Annotated in this window: 22 protein-coding genes; 12 read left to right on the forward strand and 10 right to left on the reverse strand. The window is 60.6% G+C overall.

Annotated features, from left to right (window positions below):
• The 4 genes from AB4Z53_RS26985 to AB4Z53_RS27000 all read right to left on the reverse strand — a co-directional run.
• Positions 1-301, reverse strand: a 301-nt coding sequence (locus tag AB4Z53_RS26985; RefSeq protein ID WP_441598703.1) for an ATP-binding cassette domain-containing protein, incomplete at its 3' end; no start/stop codon positions are given.
• Positions 302-318: 17 nt separating this feature from the next.
• Positions 319-1476, reverse strand: a complete 1158-nt coding sequence (locus AB4Z53_RS26990; protein WP_223727119.1) for an amino acid ABC transporter permease — start codon at positions 1474-1476, stop codon at positions 319-321.
• A 4-nt stretch (positions 1477-1480) separates the two neighbouring features.
• Positions 1481-2674, reverse strand: a complete 1194-nt coding sequence (locus AB4Z53_RS26995; RefSeq protein ID WP_113537663.1) for an amino acid ABC transporter permease — start codon at positions 2672-2674, stop codon at positions 1481-1483.
• A 93-nt stretch (positions 2675-2767) separates the two neighbouring features.
• On the reverse strand, positions 2768-3793 hold the full coding sequence (locus tag AB4Z53_RS27000; protein WP_113537662.1) for an amino acid ABC transporter substrate-binding protein: 1026 nt from the start codon (positions 3791-3793) through the stop codon (positions 2768-2770).
• Positions 3794-4134: 341 nt separating this feature from the next.
• On the opposite strand from AB4Z53_RS27000, the gene AB4Z53_RS27005 reads away from it, so the two are divergent.
• Complete coding sequence (locus tag AB4Z53_RS27005) at positions 4135-5325, forward strand: cystathionine beta-lyase (protein WP_441598706.1); 1191 nt, start codon at positions 4135-4137, stop codon at positions 5323-5325.
• Positions 5326-5402: 77 nt separating this feature from the next.
• Here the strand turns inward: AB4Z53_RS27005 and AB4Z53_RS27010 are convergent, their stop codons facing one another.
• Positions 5403-6566, reverse strand: coding sequence for an FAD-dependent monooxygenase (locus AB4Z53_RS27010; RefSeq protein WP_441598708.1), 1164 nt, complete (start codon positions 6564-6566; stop codon positions 5403-5405).
• 9 nt (positions 6567-6575) lie between these two features.
• Positions 6576-6821: a zinc-finger domain-containing protein gene (locus AB4Z53_RS27015; protein WP_057255736.1), complete on the reverse strand. Its 246-nt coding sequence runs from the start codon at positions 6819-6821 to the stop codon at positions 6576-6578.
• A 170-nt stretch (positions 6822-6991) separates the two neighbouring features.
• Here AB4Z53_RS27015 and AB4Z53_RS27020 point away from each other — a divergent pair, with 170 nt between their 5' ends.
• The 8 genes from AB4Z53_RS27020 (at position 6992) to AB4Z53_RS27055 (ending at position 13970) form a co-directional block, all read left to right on the forward strand.
• Positions 6992-7777: an alpha/beta hydrolase gene (locus tag AB4Z53_RS27020; protein ID WP_113537659.1), complete on the forward strand. Its 786-nt coding sequence runs from the start codon at positions 6992-6994 to the stop codon at positions 7775-7777.
• Between the two features lie 146 nt (positions 7778-7923).
• Complete coding sequence (gene cysE / locus AB4Z53_RS27025; protein ID WP_113537658.1) at positions 7924-8751, forward strand: serine O-acetyltransferase; 828 nt, start codon at positions 7924-7926, stop codon at positions 8749-8751.
• Between the two features lie 100 nt (positions 8752-8851).
• Complete coding sequence (locus AB4Z53_RS27030) at positions 8852-9055, forward strand: DUF3126 family protein (protein ID WP_034796738.1); 204 nt, start codon at positions 8852-8854, stop codon at positions 9053-9055.
• Positions 9056-9333: 278 nt separating this feature from the next.
• On the forward strand, positions 9334-9690 hold the full coding sequence (locus tag AB4Z53_RS27035) for a phasin family protein (RefSeq protein WP_113537657.1): 357 nt from the start codon (positions 9334-9336) through the stop codon (positions 9688-9690).
• Positions 9691-9928: 238 nt separating this feature from the next.
• The gene (gene clpS / locus AB4Z53_RS27040) at positions 9929-10282 is read left to right on the forward strand and encodes an ATP-dependent Clp protease adapter ClpS (RefSeq protein WP_043622145.1); all 354 of its coding nucleotides are present in this window, start codon (positions 9929-9931) and stop codon (positions 10280-10282) included.
• Positions 10283-10291: 9 nt separating this feature from the next.
• The gene (gene clpA, locus AB4Z53_RS27045) at positions 10292-12808 is read left to right on the forward strand and encodes an ATP-dependent Clp protease ATP-binding subunit ClpA (protein WP_223727125.1); all 2517 of its coding nucleotides are present in this window, start codon (positions 10292-10294) and stop codon (positions 12806-12808) included.
• Between the two features lie 83 nt (positions 12809-12891).
• A complete protein-coding gene (locus AB4Z53_RS27050; protein WP_113537655.1) occupies positions 12892-13629 on the forward strand; it encodes an AzlC family ABC transporter permease in 738 nt (245 codons plus the stop codon).
• Positions 13626-13970, forward strand: a complete 345-nt coding sequence (locus tag AB4Z53_RS27055; RefSeq protein ID WP_113537654.1) for an AzlD domain-containing protein — start codon at positions 13626-13628, stop codon at positions 13968-13970. The genes AB4Z53_RS27050 and AB4Z53_RS27055 overlap by 4 nt, the downstream gene beginning before the upstream one ends.
• Before the next feature lie 99 nt (positions 13971-14069).
• On the opposite strand, the gene AB4Z53_RS27060 is transcribed toward AB4Z53_RS27055, so the two are convergent.
• From AB4Z53_RS27060 to AB4Z53_RS27075, 4 genes are read right to left on the reverse strand one after another with little or no spacing between them, the layout of a single operon-like run.
• Entirely contained in the window at positions 14070-14486 is a 417-nt protein-coding gene (locus AB4Z53_RS27060; RefSeq protein WP_223727128.1) for an HIT family protein, read from the reverse strand.
• 48 nt (positions 14487-14534) lie between these two features.
• Positions 14535-15722, reverse strand: a complete 1188-nt coding sequence (locus AB4Z53_RS27065; RefSeq protein WP_441598713.1) for a GNAT family N-acetyltransferase — start codon at positions 15720-15722, stop codon at positions 14535-14537.
• Positions 15723-15726: 4 nt separating this feature from the next.
• Positions 15727-16452 carry a glycerophosphodiester phosphodiesterase gene (locus AB4Z53_RS27070; protein WP_291163961.1) on the reverse strand — a complete coding sequence of 242 codons (726 nt, stop codon included), beginning with the start codon at positions 16450-16452 and terminating at the stop codon, positions 15727-15729.
• A gap of 14 nt (positions 16453-16466) precedes the next feature.
• Positions 16467-16934, reverse strand: coding sequence for a RidA family protein (locus AB4Z53_RS27075; RefSeq protein ID WP_441598715.1), 468 nt, complete (start codon positions 16932-16934; stop codon positions 16467-16469).
• Positions 16935-17079: 145 nt separating this feature from the next.
• Between AB4Z53_RS27075 and AB4Z53_RS27080 the strand changes: the two genes are divergently transcribed.
• The 3 genes from AB4Z53_RS27080 to tsf all read left to right on the forward strand — a co-directional run bounded on the left by AB4Z53_RS27080 (position 17080) and on the right by tsf (position 20034).
• Positions 17080-17907, forward strand: a complete 828-nt coding sequence (locus AB4Z53_RS27080; RefSeq protein WP_291163957.1) for a cell envelope integrity EipB family protein — start codon at positions 17080-17082, stop codon at positions 17905-17907.
• Positions 17908-18090: 183 nt separating this feature from the next.
• The gene (gene rpsB / locus AB4Z53_RS27085; protein WP_053247295.1) at positions 18091-18858 is read left to right on the forward strand and encodes a 30S ribosomal protein S2; all 768 of its coding nucleotides are present in this window, start codon (positions 18091-18093) and stop codon (positions 18856-18858) included.
• A 252-nt stretch (positions 18859-19110) separates the two neighbouring features.
• Complete coding sequence (gene tsf / locus AB4Z53_RS27090) at positions 19111-20034, forward strand: translation elongation factor Ts (protein ID WP_113537649.1); 924 nt, start codon at positions 19111-19113, stop codon at positions 20032-20034.
• The last annotated feature ends 176 nt before the right edge of the window (positions 20035-20210 follow it).

A 20210-nucleotide genomic window follows, 5' to 3' on the forward strand; every position in this document is an offset into this window, starting at 1 on the left:
GGAACACCATGCCGACTTCGCGACGCACTTCGTCGATCTTCTTCAGATCGTTGGTGAGCTCGATGCCGTCGACGACGATCTTGCCCTTCTGGTGTTCTTCCAGCCGGTTGATGCAGCGGATCATCGTGGACTTGCCGGAGCCCGACGGGCCGGCAATGACGATGCGCTCGCCCTTCATGACCTTCAGGTTGATGTCACGAAGGACGTGGAAGTCCCCGTACCATTTGTTCATCCCGGTGATTTCGACAGCAACATCCGTCGCAGAAACAGTCATTTTGGAAGCAGTGGCTGTGTTTGCCATGCGATCCTCCCCTCATTTTATCGTTTATGGGCCGTGTCGAGCACGCGTTCCATGAAGCCTGAATAGCGCGACATACCGAAGCAGAAAAGCCAGAATATGAAGCCAGCGAAAATTAGCCCTGAGATCGGCGTGACTGCCGAGGCCCAGTTCGCATCGGTGAAGTTGAAGCGAACGATGCCGAGCAGGTCGAACATGCCGATAATCGAAACCAGCGACGTGTCCTTGAAGAGGCCGATAAAGGTATTGACGATGCCCGGGATCACGAGCTTCAGCGCCTGCGGCAGAACGATGAGGTTCATCTTCTGCCAGTAGCTGAGGCCGAGCGAGTCCGCACCTTCATACTGCCCCTTCGGAATGGCCTGGAGCCCGCCGCGCACCACTTCGGCCATGTAGGCCGAGGCGAAAAGCGAAACGCCGATCAATGCGCGCAGGAACTTGTCGAAGGTGACGCCCTGCGGCAGGAACAGGGGCAGCATGACGCTTGCCATGAACAGGACGGTGATCAGCGGAATGCCGCGCACCAGTTCGATGAAGGCGGTGCAAAGCATCTTGATCACAGGCATGTGCGATCGTCGGCCCAGCGCCAGAAGGATCCCTAGGGGTAGCGACACCGTAATCCCGACGAAGGAAAGAATCAGCGTCACCATCAGGCCGCCCCAAAGCGGGGTCTCGACGTAGGTCAGGCCAAACCACCCGCCTGGAAGCAGGATCAGGGCGATAACCGGTAACACCGCGAACAACAGCACGGCGTTGATGCTTTTGTAAGGAACCTTCGGCATCGCCATAGGCACGAGGAAAAGCACGAAGAGGATGCCGACCAACGTTGGCCGCCAACGCTCATCGAGCGGGTAGCGTCCATAGACGAACTGATCGATTTTTGCGTTGACGAAGGCCCAGCAAGCACCGCTCCAGCCTTCCGGCTGCGTGCCGCCCTGCGCAACCGTCGCGCAGACGCCGCGGCCACCACCGGTCCAGGCGGCGTCGAGAAAGAGCCACTGGATTGCCGGCGGCAGGAGCCAAGCAAGCGCAAGCGCGCTGATAATGGTGAGCACCGCATCCTTTGGCGTTGCGAAAAGGTTTTCGCGCAGCCAGTGGACGACGCCGCCTTCCGCTGCCGGCGGTGAGGACGCCTCGATCATCGAGCCGCGGACGAAAATTCCCTGGTGTGTGTTCATGATCTTATCTCTCCACCAGGGCCATGCGGGCATTGAACCAGTTCATGAACAGCGACGTCGTGAGGCTCAGCGACAGGTAGACGATGATCCAGATTGTGACGACTTCGATCGACTGACCGGTCTGGTTGAGGATCGTGCCGCCGACGGCCACCAGATCCGCATAGCCGATCGCGACAGCGAGCGACGAGTTCTTGGTCAGGTTCAGATACTGGCTGGTGAGCGGCGGAATGATGATCCGCAGCGCCTGCGGAATGACCACGAGACGGGTGGTGAGTCCCGGACGGACGCCGAGCGCATGGGCCGCCTCTGTCTGCCCCTTGGACACGCCGCGAATGCCGGCGCGTACGATCTCGGCAATGAAGGCCGCGCTGTAGAACGAGAGCGCCAGGAACAGTGACAGGAATTCCGGACCGATCACCGAGCCGCCCGTGAGGTTGAACTTTCCGGCGACGGGAACGTCGAAGGTGATCGGCGATCCGGTCGCAAGGAACGTCAACAGCGGCAGGCCGATCACGAGCCCAAGCACGGTCCACAGCAGCGGGAAGCGCTGTCCGGTGGCGTCCTGTTTCTTGTGCGCGTAGCGTGCCACGGCAAAGCTGATGACGATCGCGACGACGAATGCGAACAGCGTGAACTGCGAGCCGTCACCGAAAATCGGTTTGGGGAAGGCGAGCCCGCGGTTGTTGAGGAACATGTTGAACGGAAGCACCGCCGATTCACGCGGTTGCGGCAGGATCGCCAGAACGCCGCTGTACCAGAAGAAGATGACGAGCAGCGGCGGGATGTTGCGGAACACTTCGACATAGGCGAGCGACAGCTTGGCGATCAGCCAATTGTGCGACAGGCGGCCGATACCGACCGCAAAGCCGATGATTGTTGCGGTGAAAATCCCGCAAACCGCGACGAGCAGCGTGTTGAGCAAACCGACGAGCAGGGCACGCTGGTAGGTGGAATCGCTGGTGTATGCGATCAGAGACTGTCCGACGTCGAACCCGGCGCGTCCCCTTAGGAAGTCGTAGCCGGAAGCAATATTCGCCCGCTTGAGGTTTTCCATCGTGTTGTCGGCAACCCAGTAGACGAAGGCAGCGAGAACGATGAGGGTGATGACCTGATAAAAGATGCCGCGGACCTGTGGATCGTTGATGATCGACCCCGACGGTTTGCTTTTCTCAGGCGTAGTTGTGACGCCAATCGCCATGCAATGCCTCTTTCCCCTTTTCACCCTTTTGGGTGTTTTTATAGTTGGGAAGGGGAAGCGATGGCCCGCTTCCCCCAGTCGTGTCAGATCGTCTTAGCGGACCGGCGGGGCATACTGGATGCCGCCCTTGTTCCACAGCGCGTTGAGGCCGCGCTCGATCTTGAGCGGGCTGCCCGCGCCGATGTTGCGATCGAAGACTTCGCCGTAGTTGCCGACGGCCTTGATGATGTTCACGGCCCATTCGTTGGTGAGGCCGAGGTCCGTGCCGATCTTGGAGTCAGCTTCGACGCCGAGGAAGCGCTGAACGTCCGGGTTGGTGGACTTCTTCATTTCCTCGACATTTGCCTGGGTGATGCCGAATTCTTCGGCCTGGATCAGCGCGTAGTGCACCCAGCTGACGATATCGAACCACTGGTCGTCGCCCTGGCGAACGGCCGGACCAAGCGGCTCCTTCGAGATGATTTCCGGCAGGATCATGTGATCGTCGGGCTTCGACAGCGTCAGGCGCAGCGAATAGAGGCCCGACTGGTCGGTGGTGTAGACGTCGCAACGACCGGCGTCATAGGCGGCGTTCACTTCTTCGAGCTTTTCGAAGACCACCGGATTGTACTGGAGGTTGTTGGCCTTGAAGTAGTCGGCAAGGTTGAGTTCGGTGGTGGTGCCGGTCTGCACGCAGACGGCCGCGCCCGAAAGCTCAAGGGCCGACTTGACGTTCAGGCTCTTGCGAACCATGAAGCCCTGGCCGTCATAATAGTTGACCGGGCGGAAGTTGAAGCCGAGCGCGGTGTCGCGGTTGATCGTCCAGGTGGTGTTACGGGCCAGAACATCGACCTCACCGGACTGCAGTGCCGGGAAGCGTTCCTTGGCCGAAGTGGGCGTGTACTTTACCTTGCTGCCATCCGCGAAGATCGCGGCGGCGATTGCCTTGCAGTAGTCAACATCGAAACCGCTCCAGTTGCCCGAAGCATCCGGTGCCGCGAAGCCGGCAAGGCCGGTATTCACGCCGCACTGGACAAAGCCCTTGGCCTTTACGTCATCAAGGGTAGCGCCCGAAGCCGCCTGTGTGCCAATCCCCAAGACAGCAGCGCCAACGAGAGCTGTCAGAATTCTTCTTGCCATTTTTAGAACCTTTTTCTGTTGTCGTTAGTTCCCGTCTGCACCGGCGCCTCTCCTGGCGCGTGCAGTCTCCGCCACCCTCCTGGCGCGAGTACAGACTATCTCATGCTCAAATTCCATGAGGGTCAAGAGAGGCCGCCGATTTTCTGGTTTTGCATGTGAAAAACCCGAAACAAGCCAGAAAGTTAGGCAGATTTGGGGGGGTAACGGGCACACTCTGGGCGAAAAATCACCAGAAGCGGCTCGGCGGCGGCCAAAATCGCACTCCTTGATTTTTGCCACTTGACCGCGGTTGTAGCTCATTCGAAGAGTTCTTCTTTCGAAAATCAGAAGCGGAACATGCAATGGCAGACAGCGGCAGTGTGAATGGCAAAACGGGGATCAACACCCGTCTCGCTCATAGCGGCAACAATCCCTCCGATTACTTCGGCTTCGTCAATCCGCCGGTGGTGCATGCATCCACCGTGCTGTTTCCCGACGCGAAGACGATGGAGACGCGTGCGCAGAAATACACCTACGGGACGCGCGGAACGCCGACCACGGATGCGCTCTGCGATGCGATCAACGAGCTCGAAGGTTCTGCCGGCACGATCCTTGTCCCCTCGGGTCTGGCTGCGGTGACGGTGCCGTTCCTTGCCTATCTTTCGGCAGGTGATCACGCGCTGATCGTCGATTCAGTGTATTTTCCGACGCGCCACTTCTGCGACACGATGCTGAAGCGCCTTGGCGTCACCGTCGAATACTACGATCCGATGATCGGTGCCGGGATCGAAAACCTCATCCGTCCGAATACGCGCCTGGTGCACACCGAAGCTCCGGGATCGAATACTTTTGAAATGCAGGATATTCGCGCCATTGCGAATGCTGCGCATCGCCATGGCTGCGTCGTCACCATGGACAATACCTGGGCGACGCCGGTTTACTTCAAGCCGCTCGACCATGGTGTCGACGTATCGATCCATGCGGCCACCAAGTATCCATCCGGTCATTCGGACGTCCTCTTTGGCACCGTGTCGGCGAATGCCGCCCATTGGCCGGAATTGACGGAGGCAATGGTGACGCTTGGCGTCTGTGTCTCTCCCGATGACAGCTACCAGATCCTGCGTGGTCTCAGAACCATGGGCATCCGTCTGGAACGCCATCAGGAAAGCGCCCTCACGTTGGCGCGGTGGCTCGAAACGCGGGACGAAGTGGCGCGTGTTCTGCATCCGGCACTGCCGAGTTTCCCGGGCCACGAACTCTGGAAGCGCGACTTTACCGGCGCAAGCGGCATCTTCTCCTTCGTCCTGAAAGCGGAAACCCCTGATCGGTTCAGGGTCAAGGCACATGCCTTCCTGGACGCGCTGAAGCTGTTCGGTCTCGGCTACTCCTGGGGTGGCTTCGAGAGCCTTGCGCTCCAAGTCGGTCTTTCGGACCGAAAGGTTGCCCTGGCGCCGACCGAGGGGCCAGTTATCCGCTTGCAGATCGGCCTTGAGGACGTGCCGGATATCCGCCGCGACATCGAAGCGGGATTGGCAGCGGCCAACGCCGTTTGACGGATGGAGGCGCCGCGATCATTCGCGGCGCCTCGCCTCCATTGATCATTGATATCCAGACATTTTCGCGCCTGCGCTCAGCGCTGTGCGCCGTAGCCGTAGAGCCAGTCGAGGTCGGCCGCGAGCGCGTCCGGTCCCTTGAGTTTCAGGACGATGTCGCGGCCGAGGCGCAGCGGCCCCCGGACGTGGTAAGCGAAGTGATTGAATGCTGCACGGCGGCGGACCCGGGCGATGCGCGGTCGGCGCGTCGCTTCGAATGCTGCCAGCGCCTTCGGGACATCGGCGCCGGTCGCCAGGCAATCCGAAAGTTCGAAGGCATCCTCGATCGCCATCGCTGCACCCTGCGCCGCAAATGGCGTCATCGCATGGGCCGCATCGCCAATCAGCACCGTCTTTCGCCCGTCCTGCCAGGCTCCGTCATCCACCGCGCACAAGGGCCAATAGGTGGGCGCTTCAGCCTTTTCGAGCAGCGAGCGGATGCCGGCGTTCCAGCCGGAGAAAGCGTTCAGGTAATCCTGACGGCGCTTGTCTGAATCCTTGCCGGCCCAGACTCCGTCGGTCTCCTTGCCCTCGATGATCGCGACGAGATTGAAACCGTGAAATTCCCTCAACGGGTAGGCGACGAGATGGGCGCGAGCGCCTAGGAATGCCGTCACCTGGTTCGGCTTGAGAAGGCCGGCGGCCGTGTCGCGAGCGACCGTCATGCGCCAGGCGACATTGCCTGAAAACCGTACGCGGCCGGCCCCGGGAACGTTGTTGCGCAATCGTGACCAGATCCCGTCGGCACCGATCATGACCTCCGGGCGGCGCCCCATCAGCTTTATGATCGTCTGCTCATCAGGATTGTCGATATGGCATCCGAGCTGCAAGCGGCAGCGAGGCTCTGCCTCGACGGCGGAAAGCAGGACTTTCTGCAGGCTCGCGCGGTGCATGACGGCGTAGGGTGCCTGCCAGCGACGCCGCGCAAACGCGCCAGCCGATACGCTGGCGAGGGGACTTAGCGATACGCCGTCGACCAGGCCGATGCGTTCGGGCTCGCTCCAGTAGAATTCGAGCGCCGGGAGAAGGCCGAGCTTGATGAGGATGCGTGATGCATTCGGCGACAACTGCAGGCCGGCGCCGACCTCAGTCAGCGCAGTTGCCCGCTCGATAATGTCGACTTCGAAGCCTCGACGGGCGAGGCACAATGCGGCCGCGAGCCCACCGATACCGGCACCGACGATCGCGACGGGGCGCGACATCGTGGCCTATCAGGCGGCTTTGTGGGCGAAGAGGCAGCCGGGCGGGTTGGTTTCCGTCGCCTTCAGCTTCGGATTGTAGCGGTAGAGCGTGGAGCAGTAGGAGCAGACCTTCTCGTTGTCGTCGCCCATATCGATGAAGATATGCGGGTGATCGTACGGAATGGACGCGCCGGTGCACATGAATTCCTTGACGCCGATTTCGATTGCCTGATGTCCGCCGTCGTTCTGGAAGTGCGGGATGCTGTGGCCGGCCATGTCATGCTCCGATGAATGCTAGTCTTCTAAAGTTGGCGCACCATAGTGAGCTTTGCTGCAAAAGTGTAGCGGCAAACACGCCGCAGCTGTGGTTTTTGCCGGGGCGGGGTTTCACTCGTCCTGGCGACGAACTAGGTTGCGCCGGATCGATACCCCCTAGGATGATAAAGATGGATCTCACCCCGCCGCCGTTTTCCCATTTTTCCCATGAAGGCCTGGAGATCGCCTTTTTCGACGAGGGCGATCCAGCCGGCGCGCCCATCCTTCTCATCCATGGGTTTGCCTCGAGCGCCAACGTCAACTGGGTTTTTCCGGGCTGGCTGAAGACGCTCGGCGACGCCGGCTATCGTGCGATTGCGCTCGACAACCGCGGCCACGGCAAGAGCAGCAAGCCCTACGATCCAGCACTTTATCACCCGCAGCAGATGGCCGGCGACGCCGTAGCGCTGCTCGGGCATCTCGGCATCGCCGAGGCGCATGTGATGGGCTACTCGATGGGTGCGCGCATCTCTGCCTTCCTGGCGCTCGCACACCCCCACCGCGTGCGCTCGCTGGTCTTTGGCGGCCTGGGCATCGGCATGGTGACGGGGGTAGGGGATTGGGACCCGATCGCCGACGCCTTGGCGGCGCCGTCTCTTGACGTGGTAACCCACGCGCGCGGCCGCATGTTCCGCGCCTTCGCCGACCAGACCAAAAGCGACAGGCAGGCGCTCGCAGCCTGTATCTCGACATCCCGCGATCTATTGACCGCCGAGGACATGGCACGCATCGACGTGCCGACCCTCATCGGTGTCGGGACCAAGGACGACATTGCCGGCTCGCCGCAGGAACTGGCGGAGTTGATGCCGAACGCGCGTGCGCTTGATATTCCGGGGCGGGACCATATGCTCGCCGTGGGTGATCGCGTTTTCAAGAAGGCCGTTCTCGAGTTCCTCGAGGAAGCAGGGCGCGCCTAGACCATCGAGTGTGACGAACGCGGGGAGCACCCGGCGCTTGCCCGCTTCTGAGCTGCTCGACCGAGGGTGGAACTGAGGGCGGGCCATTTAAGTCATGCCGGATTTCCCCTATAGTAACTGTAGGACGGACAGGAAGGAGAGCGACGATGGTCGCCAAGACCGAACTTCGCCAGACGGAAGCGCTGAAGGTGATGGACCCGATCTGGAACAGCCTGCGTGAGGAAGCCCGTGTGGCGGCCGAGCAGGACCCGATGCTGGCGGCCTTCCTGTATTCGACGGTGGTCAACCAGCATTCGCTCGAAGAAAGCGTGATCTATCGCATCTGCGAAAGGCTCGATCATCCCGATCTTCAGGCCAACCTGTTGCGGCAGACTTTCTCGGAGATGCTTGAGGATTGGCCGGAATGGGGCACCATTCTGCGCGTCGACATCCAGGCCGTCTATGACCGCGATCCCGCCTGCACCCGCTTCATCGAGCCGGTGCTCTATTTCAAGGGTTTCCATGCCATCCAGACGCACCGTCTGGCCCATTGGCTGTTGAAGCGCGGCCGCCGGGACTTTGCGTTCTATCTGCAGAGCCGCGCATCGAGCGTCTTCCAGACCGATATCAACCCGGCCGCCCGCATCGGGCGCGGCATCTTCCTTGACCACGCTACCGGCCTGGTCGTCGGCGAGACGGCTGTGATCGGTGACAATGTCTCCATCCTGCACGGCGTGACGCTCGGCGGCACGGGCAAGGAAGGCAGCGACCGCCACCCGAAGATCGCCGACGGCGTCCTGATCGGTGCCGGCGCCAAGATCCTCGGCAATATCCACATCGGCCACTGCTCGCGCATCGCTGCCGGCTCGGTCGTGTTGAAGCCGGTGCCGCCTAAGTCGACGGTGGCAGGCGTGCCGGCCAAGGTGGTGGGCGAGGCCGGCTGCTCCGAGCCGTCGCGTCAGATGGACCAGATCCTGAGCAGCTTCGATATCTGAACATAGGGGAACCGGTGCGTAAGCCTCTTTCGAGGGGTTTACACCCGGCGATGCAGCGTGCGAGAAGCGCCGCACAGATAAATGGCTACGGAGACGTATTTTGAAGCCCGAAGAAATCCGCAAGCTTGAAGCCTATTTCAAGCGCACCTTCAATCAGCAGATGGTCGTCAAGGCTCGCCCGAAGAAGGACGAGTCCGCTGAAGTCTATCTCGGTGACGAGTTCCTCGGTGTTGTTTTCCGCGATGAGGAAGACGGTGAGCTTTCCTACAACTTCTCCATGGCGATCCTCGACATCGACCTCTAAGTCCTGACGACGGACGACAAAGTAGCGAGCCCCGAAAATCCCAGCGATTTTCGGGGCTTATTGTTTTCGGCGAAGCGTTGCTTTCGTGTTGGGCAATTGCTCGCAGATTTCATCTTGCCAGATCAGCAGGGAACGACAGAAATTTTGCGCTTCCCGGCGTTTTTTCATCAAGTTGTTGCATCCGTTGTATTTTATTGCGTCGCACACTCGTCTTGACTTTTTGTGCAGTGCACATAAACTGAAGCCTCCAGATCAGGCCGTCACTAAGGAGACACCGGATGTTCAACTTCGATGATGCAAACAAGAAGAGCAAAGAAGCCATTGACGTGGCTGTAAAGAGCTATTCCGCTTGGACCAAGGGTCTCCAGGCAATCGCGACTGAAGCTGCTGATTTTTCCAAGAAGTCCTTCGAAGACAGCGTTGCGCACGTCGAGAAGCTCTCGGGCATCAAGAGTGTCGAAGCTGCATTCGAGCTGCAGACCAACTACATCAAGTCGAGCTACGAAGGCTTTGTAGCCGAGGCTACGAAGATCGGCGAAATGTACGCTGATCTCGCCAAGGATGCCTACAAGCCCTACGAAGCGCCGGTTGCCAAGGCAACGGCAGCAGTCAAGGCCGCCGCTGCCGCCGCCTGATCGTCAGGCACCGAACCAGTTTCCAAAAAGGCCGGTCGCAGCGCTTGCGACCGGCCTTTTTGTTTTCGCATTAGCTGTGCGCAGCCCGAAGAAAGTTGATCAATCTTACGCGGCAACGTGCGATTATGATTGCAGTGCGTTGGTTCGGTCTTAAAATCTGAAAACGAACCATTAGATAAAGGGCAAGCATGCTGCGGCCAAGTTCAGTGGGTCGCTGCTGTACAAGGAACTGACAAGAATGATCGCCATGCCGGTCCGGATGCAGCAAGGTAGCGATGACGAGGGAAACGGCAACAATCGCAGCACGTCCGTCATCACGCGTACCAAGCCGAAGACCAAAAAGCCGAGTTTGTATCGCGTTCTGCTTTTGAATGACGATTACACGCCGATGGAGTTTGTCATCCATATCCTGGAGCGCTTCTTTCAGAAGAACCCGGAAGAGGCGACCCGCATCATGCTTCACGTCCACAATCATGGCGTGGGAGAGTGCGGCGTCTTCACCTATGAGGTCGCCGAAACCAAGGTGACGCAGGTGATGGATTTTGCCCGGCAGCATCAGCATCCGTTGCAATGCGTCATGGAAAAGAAATGAGGAACTAACGTGCCAACATTTTCGCCCAGTCTCGAAAAGGCGCTACACCAGGCACTGACTTTTGCCAACGAGCGCCACCATGAATACGCCACGCTCGAGCATCTGCTTCTGGCATTGATCGATGATGCCGACGCGGCGGCCGTGATGGGCGCCTGCAACGTCAATCTTGAGACGCTGCGCAAGACCGTGACGGATTATGTCGACAACGAGCTTTCCAATCTCGTGACCGGCTACGACGAAGATTCCAAGCCGACGGCGGGGTTCCAGCGTGTCATCCAGCGCGCGGTCATCCACGTCCAGTCCTCCGGCCGCGAGGAAGTAACCGGCGCCAACGTGCTGGTAGCCATCTTCGCCGAGCGCGAAAGCCATGCCGCCTACTTCCTGCAGGAGCAGGAGATGACGCGCTACGACGCCGTCAACTTCATTTCGCACGGCATCGGCAAGCGGCCCGGCAGTTCGGAATCCCGACCCGTGCGCGGTTCGGACGATCACGAGTCCGAGCAGAAGCCTGCGCGCGACAACGAAGAGAGCAGCGCCAAGAAGCAGCAGGACGCCCTGACTGCCTATTGCGTCAACCTCAATGAAAAGGCGAAGTCCGGCAAGATCGACCCGTTGATCGGTCGTCACGCCGAGGTGAACCGTACCATCCAGGTGCTGTGCCGCCGCTCGAAGAACAATCCGCTCTATGTCGGTGACCCCGGCGTCGGCAAGACGGCGATCGCCGAAGGTCTTGCCAAGCGGATCGTTGAAAAGAAGGTTCCGGAAGCGCTGCAGGATGCGACGATCTTCTCGTTGGACATGGGCACCTTGCTTGCCGGCACCCGCTACCGCGGCGATTTCGAAGAGCGCCTGAAGCAGGTCGTCAAGGAACTCGAGGATTACCCGGGCGCCGTGCTGTTCATCGACGAGATCCACACCGTCATCGGTGCTGGTGCCACGTCCGGTGGCGCGATGGATGCGTCCAACCTCCTGAAGCCGGCGCTGTCTTCCGGTGCGATCCGTTGCATCGGTTCGACCACCTACAAGGAGTACCGCCAGTTCTTCGAAAAGGATCGGGCGCTCGTCCGCCGCTTCCAGAAGATCGACGTGAACGAGCCGACGATTGCCGACGCGATCGAGATCATGAAGGGGCTGAAGCCTTACTTCGAGGAATACCACCACCTGAAATACTCGAACGAAGCGATCAAGGCCGCCGTCGAGCTTTCGGCCCGTTATATCAACGACCGCAAGTTGCCTGACAAGGCGATCGACGTGATCGACGAATCCGGTGCGGCACAGATGCTTTTGCCCGCTGGCAAGCGGCGCAAGCTGATTACCGAGAAGGAAATCGAAGCAACGATTGCGACGATGGCACGTATCCCGCCGAAGACGGTTTCCAAGGACGACGAAGCCGTTCTTGCCAACCTCGAGCGGGAACTGCGTTCGGTCGTCTATGGCCAGGACCTGGCGATCGAAGCACTCGCTTCGTCGATCAAGCTGGCTCGGGCCGGCCTGCGTGAACCGAACAAGCCGATCGGCTGCTACGTCTTCTCCGGCCCAACCGGCGTCGGCAAGACGGAAGTCGCCAAGCAGCTTGCGACGTCGCTCGGTGTCGAGCTTCTGCGCTTCGATATGTCGGAGTACATGGAACGGCATACGGTTTCGCGCCTGCTCGGTGCACCTCCCGGCTATGTCGGCTTCGATCAAGGCGGCCTCCTGACCGATGGCGTCGATCAGCATCCGCATTGCGTGCTGTTGCTCGACGAAATCGAGAAGGCCCACCCGGACCTGTTCAACATCCTGTTGCAAGTCATGGATCATGGCTCGCTGACCGATCACAACGGCAAGAAGATCGACTTCCGCAACGTCATCCTGATCATGACGACCAATGCCGGCGCATCGGAAATGGCCCGGGCCGCCATCGGCTTCGGTTCTTCCAAGCGCACGGGCGAAGACGAAGAGGCGCTGAACCGCCTGTTCACGCCGGAATTCCGCAACCGTCTGGACGCGGTCATTCCCTTCGCCTCGCTGCCGACCCCGGTCATTCACCAGGTGGTGCAGAAGTTCGTCATGCAGCTGGAGACGCAGCTTGCCGAGCGCAACGTCACCTTCGACCTCGCGCCCGAGGCAATCGCCTGGCTCGCCGAGAAGGGTTACGACGAGAAGATGGGTGCCCGGCCGCTGGCCCGGGTCATCCAGGAAAACATCAAGAAGCCGCTCGCCGATGAGATCCTCTTTGGCAAGCTCAAGAAGGGCGGCGTCGTCAAGGTGACGATCGGCACCAAGGCCGACGGCACCAAGGGCCTGCTGCTCGATGCGGTTCCGGAGACAACGCCGATCAAGCCGAAGGCGGAGGTTTCCCGCCCGGCGATGAAGGCGACGAAGCCGAAGAAGGCCGAGGACAAGGAAGAAGTGGGCGCCGAGTCGGCACCGAAGTCCAAGCCGAAGAAGGCGACCGCCAAGGCATCGTCCGATGGTGAAGCCGGGGCCGGCGACGCGGCTCCAAGAAAGGGCCGCACGGTGCCGAAGGTGCCGCGCAAGAAATAGGCCCTCGCAAGAGATGTTCGACGGTGCCGGATGCAAGCCATCCGGCACCGTTTTTCTGAATCCAAGATAATCCGGAATGGCCGATGAAGAAGGAAGAAGACGAGCAATCATCGCTCGCCTGGTTCGGAAAGGGTATGCGCGGCATCTTCAGCCTGCCGGCCTTCATCCTGATGCTGTCCTTCGTCGGCTTCTGTTCGCTGACGGCCCAGGCCGGTATTCCGGTGGAGCAGGTCGTTTTCATGGTCGGCATGGTCTGGGCGCTGCCGGCCAAGGTCATCCTCGTCAGTTCGATGATGAGCGGCGCGAACCTGGCGGCCGCCTTCCTCGCGGTCTCGCTCTCCTCCGTCCGGCTGATGCCGATGGTCGCTGCGCTCGTTCCGGAACTGCGCGCATCGCGGACGCCGACCTGGCTGCTCCTGTTCCTGTCGCATTTCGTCGCGATCACCGCCTGGGTGTTCGCGATGGAGAAGGTGCCGAAGGTGCCGCGTGAACGGCGCGTTGCCTTCTTTGCCGGCTTCGGCATCACGCTGGTTGCGGCCAACATGCTGCTCGTCGCCGTCGTCTATCACTTCGTCGCCGATTTCCCGCCGATCGCCGCCGGCTGCCTGTTCTTCCTGACGCCGGTCTACTTCCTCGCCTCGATCTGGCATTCGGCGCGTCACCCGGTGGTGTACGTTGCTCTGCTCTTCGGCCTTGCCGGCGGGCCGCTGTTCTATTGGCTGTTGCCGGAGTTCGACATCCTGCTCGCCGGCCTCGTCGGTGGCACGCTCGCCTGGCTGGTCGAGCGCGTCTGGCGTCGCCACAAGGAGGTGAGCGCATGACGTGGCAGGACGGTTGGTGGGCCTATGCCTTCATCGCGATCGCCGGCTGGTTGGCAACCGACATCTGGCGCTGGCTTGGCGTTATCGCCGGCAACAAACTGCGGGATGATTCCGAGGCGTTGAATTGGGTGAGGGCGGTCGCGACCGCGCTTGTCGCGGCGGTCATCGCAAAGCTCATCCTTTATCCGACAGGCGTACTCGAACAATCTCCGCTCTGGTTGCGTGTAGGTGCCGTCGCACTAGGGGCTGCTGCCTTCTTCCTGTTCGGGCGAAAGCCGGCAATCGGGATCGCGACCGCCATCGCAGGGCTGGCCGTGGGGCTCTGGTGGCTGGGCTTCTGAGCGCTCATCTGGGCTGAAGACCGGTGGAGCGGGAAGGCATCCGCCGAGCCGTGAAGCCGACCCGGCGATAAACGTTTCCAAACCAGATTGGAGGCGCGATCAGAGCGCCTGCCGAACCTTTTCGGCATTGGCCGCGAGTACTGCGCCATCTTCCATCGTGCCGGAATGCGGCTTCAGCGGCACGCCTGCGCGCCGCGGAATGACGTGGAAGTGCAGGTGGAAGACAGACTGTCCGGCGGGGGCTTCGTTGAACTGCATGACCGTCACGCCATCGGCGTCGAAGGCGTCCTTCGCTGCGACTGCCAGTTTCTGCACGGTCGCGATCAGCGCCGGCAGCGTCGCCGCGTCGGCATCGAGCAAATTGCGCGAGGGAGCCTTCGGAACGACGAGCAGGTGGCCTTCGGCCTGGGGCATGACATCCATGAACGCGATCGTCGCATCATCCTCGTAGACGCGGTGCGAGGGGATTTCGCCGCGCAGGATCTTGGCGAAGATGTTGTTGTCGTCGTAGCTCATTGTTGTTCCTCGTGAATTGGCGCGGGCAGGCCTCGACTGAAAAGTCGTTCAGTCGTCTTGCCGCTCACCTTTGCGGAAAGGGCCGTGTTCTGCAAGAATCTCGCCCGTTTCCTCCACATCCCTGCGCTCGCGCTGAAGATAGTCGGCAACCGCGCGGGCGAGCCCTGGATGCGTGATGAAATGCGCGGAATGCGTGGTGACGGGCATGTAGCCGCGCGCAAGCTTGTGCTCACCCTGGGCACCGGCCTCGACCCGTTTCAACCCTTTGGCGATCGCGAAGTCGATCGCCTGGTGGTAGCAAACCTCGAAATGCAGGAACGGATGGTCCTCGATGCAACCCCAGTGGCGGCCATAGAGCGCATCGCCGCCGATGAAGTTGATCGCGCCGGCAATGTAGCGGCCGTTGCGGCGAGCCATCACCAGCAGGATATCGTCCGCCATGCGTTCGCCGATCAGCGAATAGAAGGCGCGCGTCAGATAGGGACGCCCCCATTTGCGGCCGCCAGTGTCCATGTAGAAGGCGAAGAACTGGTCCCAGATCGCTTCCGTCAGGTCGTTGCCGGTCAGCCAGTCGATCGAGATGCCGTTTTCGACCGCAGCCCGGCGTTCCTTTTTGAGTGCCTTGCGCTTGCGTGAGGCAAGGGTTTCCAGGAAATCGGCGTGCGATCCGAAGCCTTCGTTGGTGAAATGGAACTGCTGGTCGGTGCGGTGCAGGAACCCGGCGCGCTCGAGGGCCGGCATCTCGGCTTCTGGCACGAAGGTCACATGCGCCGAGGAAACGTCGTGTCTGCGCGCAAGCTCCTTCAGGCCCGCGACAAGTGCATCCTGAACGGCGCCCTGATTTTCACCTGGCGCGGCAAGCAGTCTCGGTCCGGTGGCCGGCGTGAAAGGGATGGAGCTTTGCAGTTTCGGGTAATAGTGCCCGCCCGCCCGCTCGAAAGCGTCGGCCCAGCCATGGTCGAAGACATATTCGCCCTGGCTGTGGTTCTTCAGATAGCAGACAAGACCGCCGCGCAGATGCCCGTCCGGTCCTTCCAGAAGCAGGTGCTGGCCGAGCCAGCCCGTCTTGGCCGTCGCCGAGCCGGACTCCTCGAGGGCGGAGAGATAGGCATGCGAAAGGAAGGGATTGTAGACGCCGCCGGGATGCTCCTTCGATGCACCGGAGAGCACGTTCCAGCGTGCTGCCGGCACATCGGCGAAGGATTGGGCTATGCGGATGGTGACGGCGTCTGACATCAGCTCAGGAAACCAGAGCCTCCCGCGGGTCGAAACCCTCGAAGGTCATCTGGTCCGCATGGGCGAAAGTGTAGGCCTCGGCCTGCCGGTCGCGCACGGTCCAGGTAATGATCGTCTTGCCGAGTGTCCGCTCCTTGGTGATGAACGAGTTCGGCAGGTGGCCGTAGTGGTAGGAGATGAAGTCGAGCCCGAGCTGCATCGCTTCCTCATGCACGAAGAAGGTCTCCGGATTGGCGCCTTCCGCAGTCAGGCCGAGTGGGTAGGGCGCGTCGAGCGCCTTCAGGTCCTTGAGCAGCCAGTGATCGAAGCTCATCAGGGCGACCTGTCCCTTGTAGCCTTCCAGCGTCTCCAGCACAGCGGCTGCAAAGCCCTCGTCGTCGCCCTTGCGGCCCTTGAGTTCGATAACGAGGGGTACCTTGCCGTTGACCAGGCGCAGCATCTGCGCCAGCGTCGGCACCTTGTCCTTCGTTCCGCCGATCGCCATCAGGCCGAGCTCGCCGGCGGTGCGTGAGCGAACGTCGCCCTTGATGCCGCAAAGACGCTGGGTGTCGTCGTCATGGAAAACCACCGGAATGCTGTCGGCGGTGTACTGGAGGTCGCACTCGATGGCGAAACCGGCATCGGCGGCGCGGGAGAATGCCGAAAGCGTGTTCTCCCACACCTCTTTGTTCATGTCGTGATAGCCGCGATGAGCGATCGGTTGGGCCTTCAGCCAGGAAATGTCAGCCATGGTGGGGACCTTAATCAGGCGATCTCGATGACAGCGTCGATCTCGACGGCAGCGTTGAAGGGCAGCGAGGCCATACCGACGGCGGCGCGGGCATGCTTGCCGGCTTCACCGAGCACGGTGGCGAGCAGATTGGAGGCGCCGTTGATGACGAGATGCTGCTCGACGAATTCCGGCGTCGAGGCGACGAAGCCGTTGATCTTCACCAGACGACGGATGCGGCCGAGGTCGCCACCGAGCGCCGATTTCGCCTGGGCGAGGATGTTGATCGAGCAGAGTTCGGCAGCGCGCTGCGCACGGGCGACGTCGACGTCCTTGCCGACAATGCCTGTCACGGCGACCTTGCCGTCCTCCATCGGAAGCTGTCCGGAGATATAGAGCATCGAGCCGGTGATGACGTACGGCACGTAGTTCGCGACCGGCGTCGCAGCCTGGGGAAGGGTGACGCCGAGGTCTTTGAGGCGCGTTTCGATCTCTGCAGACATGGAAAGCTCCATTGTTGTCTTTTGTGTTAAAATCCTGCATTCAGGCTGGATCGCGGCGGGTGCCGGCTTTTTCCTGCAAACACCGCCTCGCTTCTGCCGAACGCTTGTTTATAGCATTGCCGGCGAGTCCAACAGGAGGAAACGGATGTTTCATAAAGGCTTCGGTCTCGTCACTCTGCGCAGCGTTTGTTTTGCCGTCATGACGGCGTCAGGCGCTACGGCGGCGAGTGCGAATGTCCTCGTGCCGCATCGCGCCGTCTATGATCTTGAGCTCAAGGATGCGTCGGATCGTTCGGGCATTGCCGGAATGTATGGTCGCATGGTCTATGAATTCAATGGGTCCGCCTGCGAGGGATATACGGTCAGCTTCCGATTCGTCACCCAGGTCGACACCGGTGAGGAGGTGCGCCTCACCGACCAGCAGACGACCACTTACGAAGACCTGAAGAACGGCAATTTCCGCTTCCTGACGCGCTCCTTCACCGACGAGAAGCTGGACAAGGAAGTTCGCGGAACCGCGCATGAGGAAAAGTCCGGCGTCAAGGTGGAGCTGACCGCGCCCGACAAGCGCGAAGTGGAGCTAGCGGCCAGCCGCTTTCCGACCGCCCATATGATGGAAGTGATCTCGCGGGCGAAGAAGGGAGAAAGCCTGTTCGAAGCACGCATCTTCGATGGCTCCGATTCGGGCGACAAAACGCTGATTACCTCGACCTTCGTTGGTAAATCGCGCAAACCTACCGCCGATGAGCCGGATGCTGGCAAGGCCGGCAAGTTCGGCGGCGAAGCCTATTGGCCGGTAACGATCTCCTATTTCAACGATGACAAGAGCGGCGACGCGCTGCCGATCTACCGCATGTCGTTCAAACTCTACGAAAACGGGATCACTCGCGACCTGACCATGGACTACGGCGATTTCGTGTTGACCGGTAAGCTCGCAGACCTTGAAGTATTCAAATCCGAGGATTGTAAATAGTAGATCCCGCCAAAAAGCGGCTTTCGCGACTTGATTTTCTGGGCAGCAGCCGTTAAGGGGCTGCCCATTCCACACGTGAGGCATGGGATGTTCCGGGAGAAATCCGGGTCGTTCCGCCGGTGGGCTTTTTCGAAAGAAGAGCTCGACGTCTCGCGGAGGTTCAACCGGAAAAGGAGAAAAGGCATGGCATTGCCTGATTTTAGCATGCGCCAGCTGCTTGAAGCTGGTGTTCACTTCGGCCACCAGACGCACCGCTGGAACCCGAAGATGAAGCCCTACATCTTCGGCGATCGTAACAACGTTCACATCATCGACCTCGCACAGACTGTTCCGATGCTGTCGCGCGCCCTGCAGATCGTTAGCGACACCGTCGCCAACGGCGGCCGCGTCCTGTTCGTCGGCACCAAGCGCCAGGCTTCGGAAATCATCGCTGACGCTGCCAAGCGTTCGGCCCAGTACTACGTCAATGCTCGCTGGCTCGGCGGCATGATGACCAACTGGAAGACGATTTCGAACTCGATCCAGCGTCTGCGCAAGCTCGACGAAATTCTCGCTTCGGAAGCTTCGGGCTTCACGAAGAAGGAACGCCTGAACCTCGAGCGCGAACGCGAAAAGCTCAACCGCGCTCTCGGCGGTATCCGCGATATGGGCGGCACACCGGACCTGATGTTCATCATCGACACCAACAAGGAATCGATCGCGATCGACGAAGCCAAGCGCCTTGGCATCCCGGTTGTTGCCGTTATCGACTCCAACTGCGATCCGGACCAGATCGACTACCCGATCCCGGGCAACGACGACGCCTCGCGTGCGATCGCTCTCTACTGCGATCTGATCGCTCGTGCAGCCATTGACGGCATCGCCCGTCAGCAGGGCGCATCGGGCCGTGATCTCGGCGCATCGGCTGAAGCTATGGTCGAGCCGGCGCTCGACGAAGCCTCCGAAGCCTGATCGGGCTTGGCGGCAGGTAAGCCTGCCGCCCCCAATGAAATGTCGGGACGAGGCCGTTTGTGATGGAAGTCTGAACGGCCTTGTTCTTTTCAGCCAGGGATGGTGTCCATCCGTTCGGATCGTTGGATCTGAGCAACATCAGCGTGATGGAGTCATCACGGTGTCACATTGAAAAGCCATTCCCTGCCACACCTCCTGGTACTGCGCCTCCAACGGGCAGCGCGCCAGCCAAACACACAAAGAGGCAATAAGATGAGTGTAACTGCAGCAATGGTGAAGGAACTGCGCGAAAAGACCGGCGCAGGCATGATGGATTGCAAGAAGGCGCTCGCCGAAACCAACGGCGACATGGAAGCTGCGATCGACTGGCTGCGCGCCAAGGGCATCGCCAAGGCCGACAAGAAGTCGGGCCGCACGGCTGCTGAAGGCCTCATCGGTATTGTCAGCGGTGGCGTCAAGGCTGTTGTCGTCGAAATCAACTCCGAGACCGACTTCGTTGCCCGTAACGAAGCCTTCCAGGAGCTGGTTCGTGGCGTTGCCAATGTTGCGCTCGGCACCGACGGTTCTGTCGAAGCCATTGCCAACGCCAACTATCCGGCAACTGGCAAGTCGGTCGACGAAACGATCAAGGACGCGATTGCTACCATCGGCGAGAACATGACGCTGCGCCGCGCAGCTCTGCTCAAGGTCGAAGACGGCGTCGTTGCCACCTACATCCACAACGCTGCCGGCGACGGCATCGGCAAGCTCGGCGTTCTCGTCGCGCTGAAGTCGGTTGGCGACAAGGAAGTTCTGTTCTCGGTCGGCCGCCAGATCGCCATGCACATCGCTGCCACCAACCCGCTCGCCATTCGCGCCGACGAAGTTGACGCAGCTGTCGCCGAGCGCGAACGCAACGTCTTCATCGAACAGTCGCGCGCCTCGGGCAAGCCGGACAACATCATCGAAAAGATGGTTGAAGGCCGCATGCGCAAGTTCTTCGAAGAAGTTGCCCTGCTGTCGCAGGCCTTCGTCATGAACCCGGAAATCACCGTCGGTCAGGCTGTCAAGGATGCTGAAAAGCTCGCTGGCGCCCCGATCGAAGTGACCGGCATGGCTCGCCTGCTGCTCGGCGAAGGCGTCGAGAAGGAAGAGTCCGACTTCGCCGCAGAAGTTGCGGCCGTCGCCAAGGGCTGATTTCTTCACCCATATTGGGAAAACCTCAGGGCATCGCGTGACAACGCGGTGCCCTTCGTGTATCGGGCTTCGTCAATGCGCCGGACCCGCTGGAATCTACTTCGCAGCGGTTGAAACCGGGTAGCGCAATATGTCCTTATGCGCTGTGCGCCGTCGTTGTGCGCACGCGCAACCGA

Origin of the sequence: Ensifer sp. 2TAB8 (genome assembly GCF_052115125.1) — a bacterium.
In the GTDB taxonomy this organism is placed as follows: Bacteria; Pseudomonadota; Alphaproteobacteria; order Rhizobiales; family Rhizobiaceae; genus Ensifer.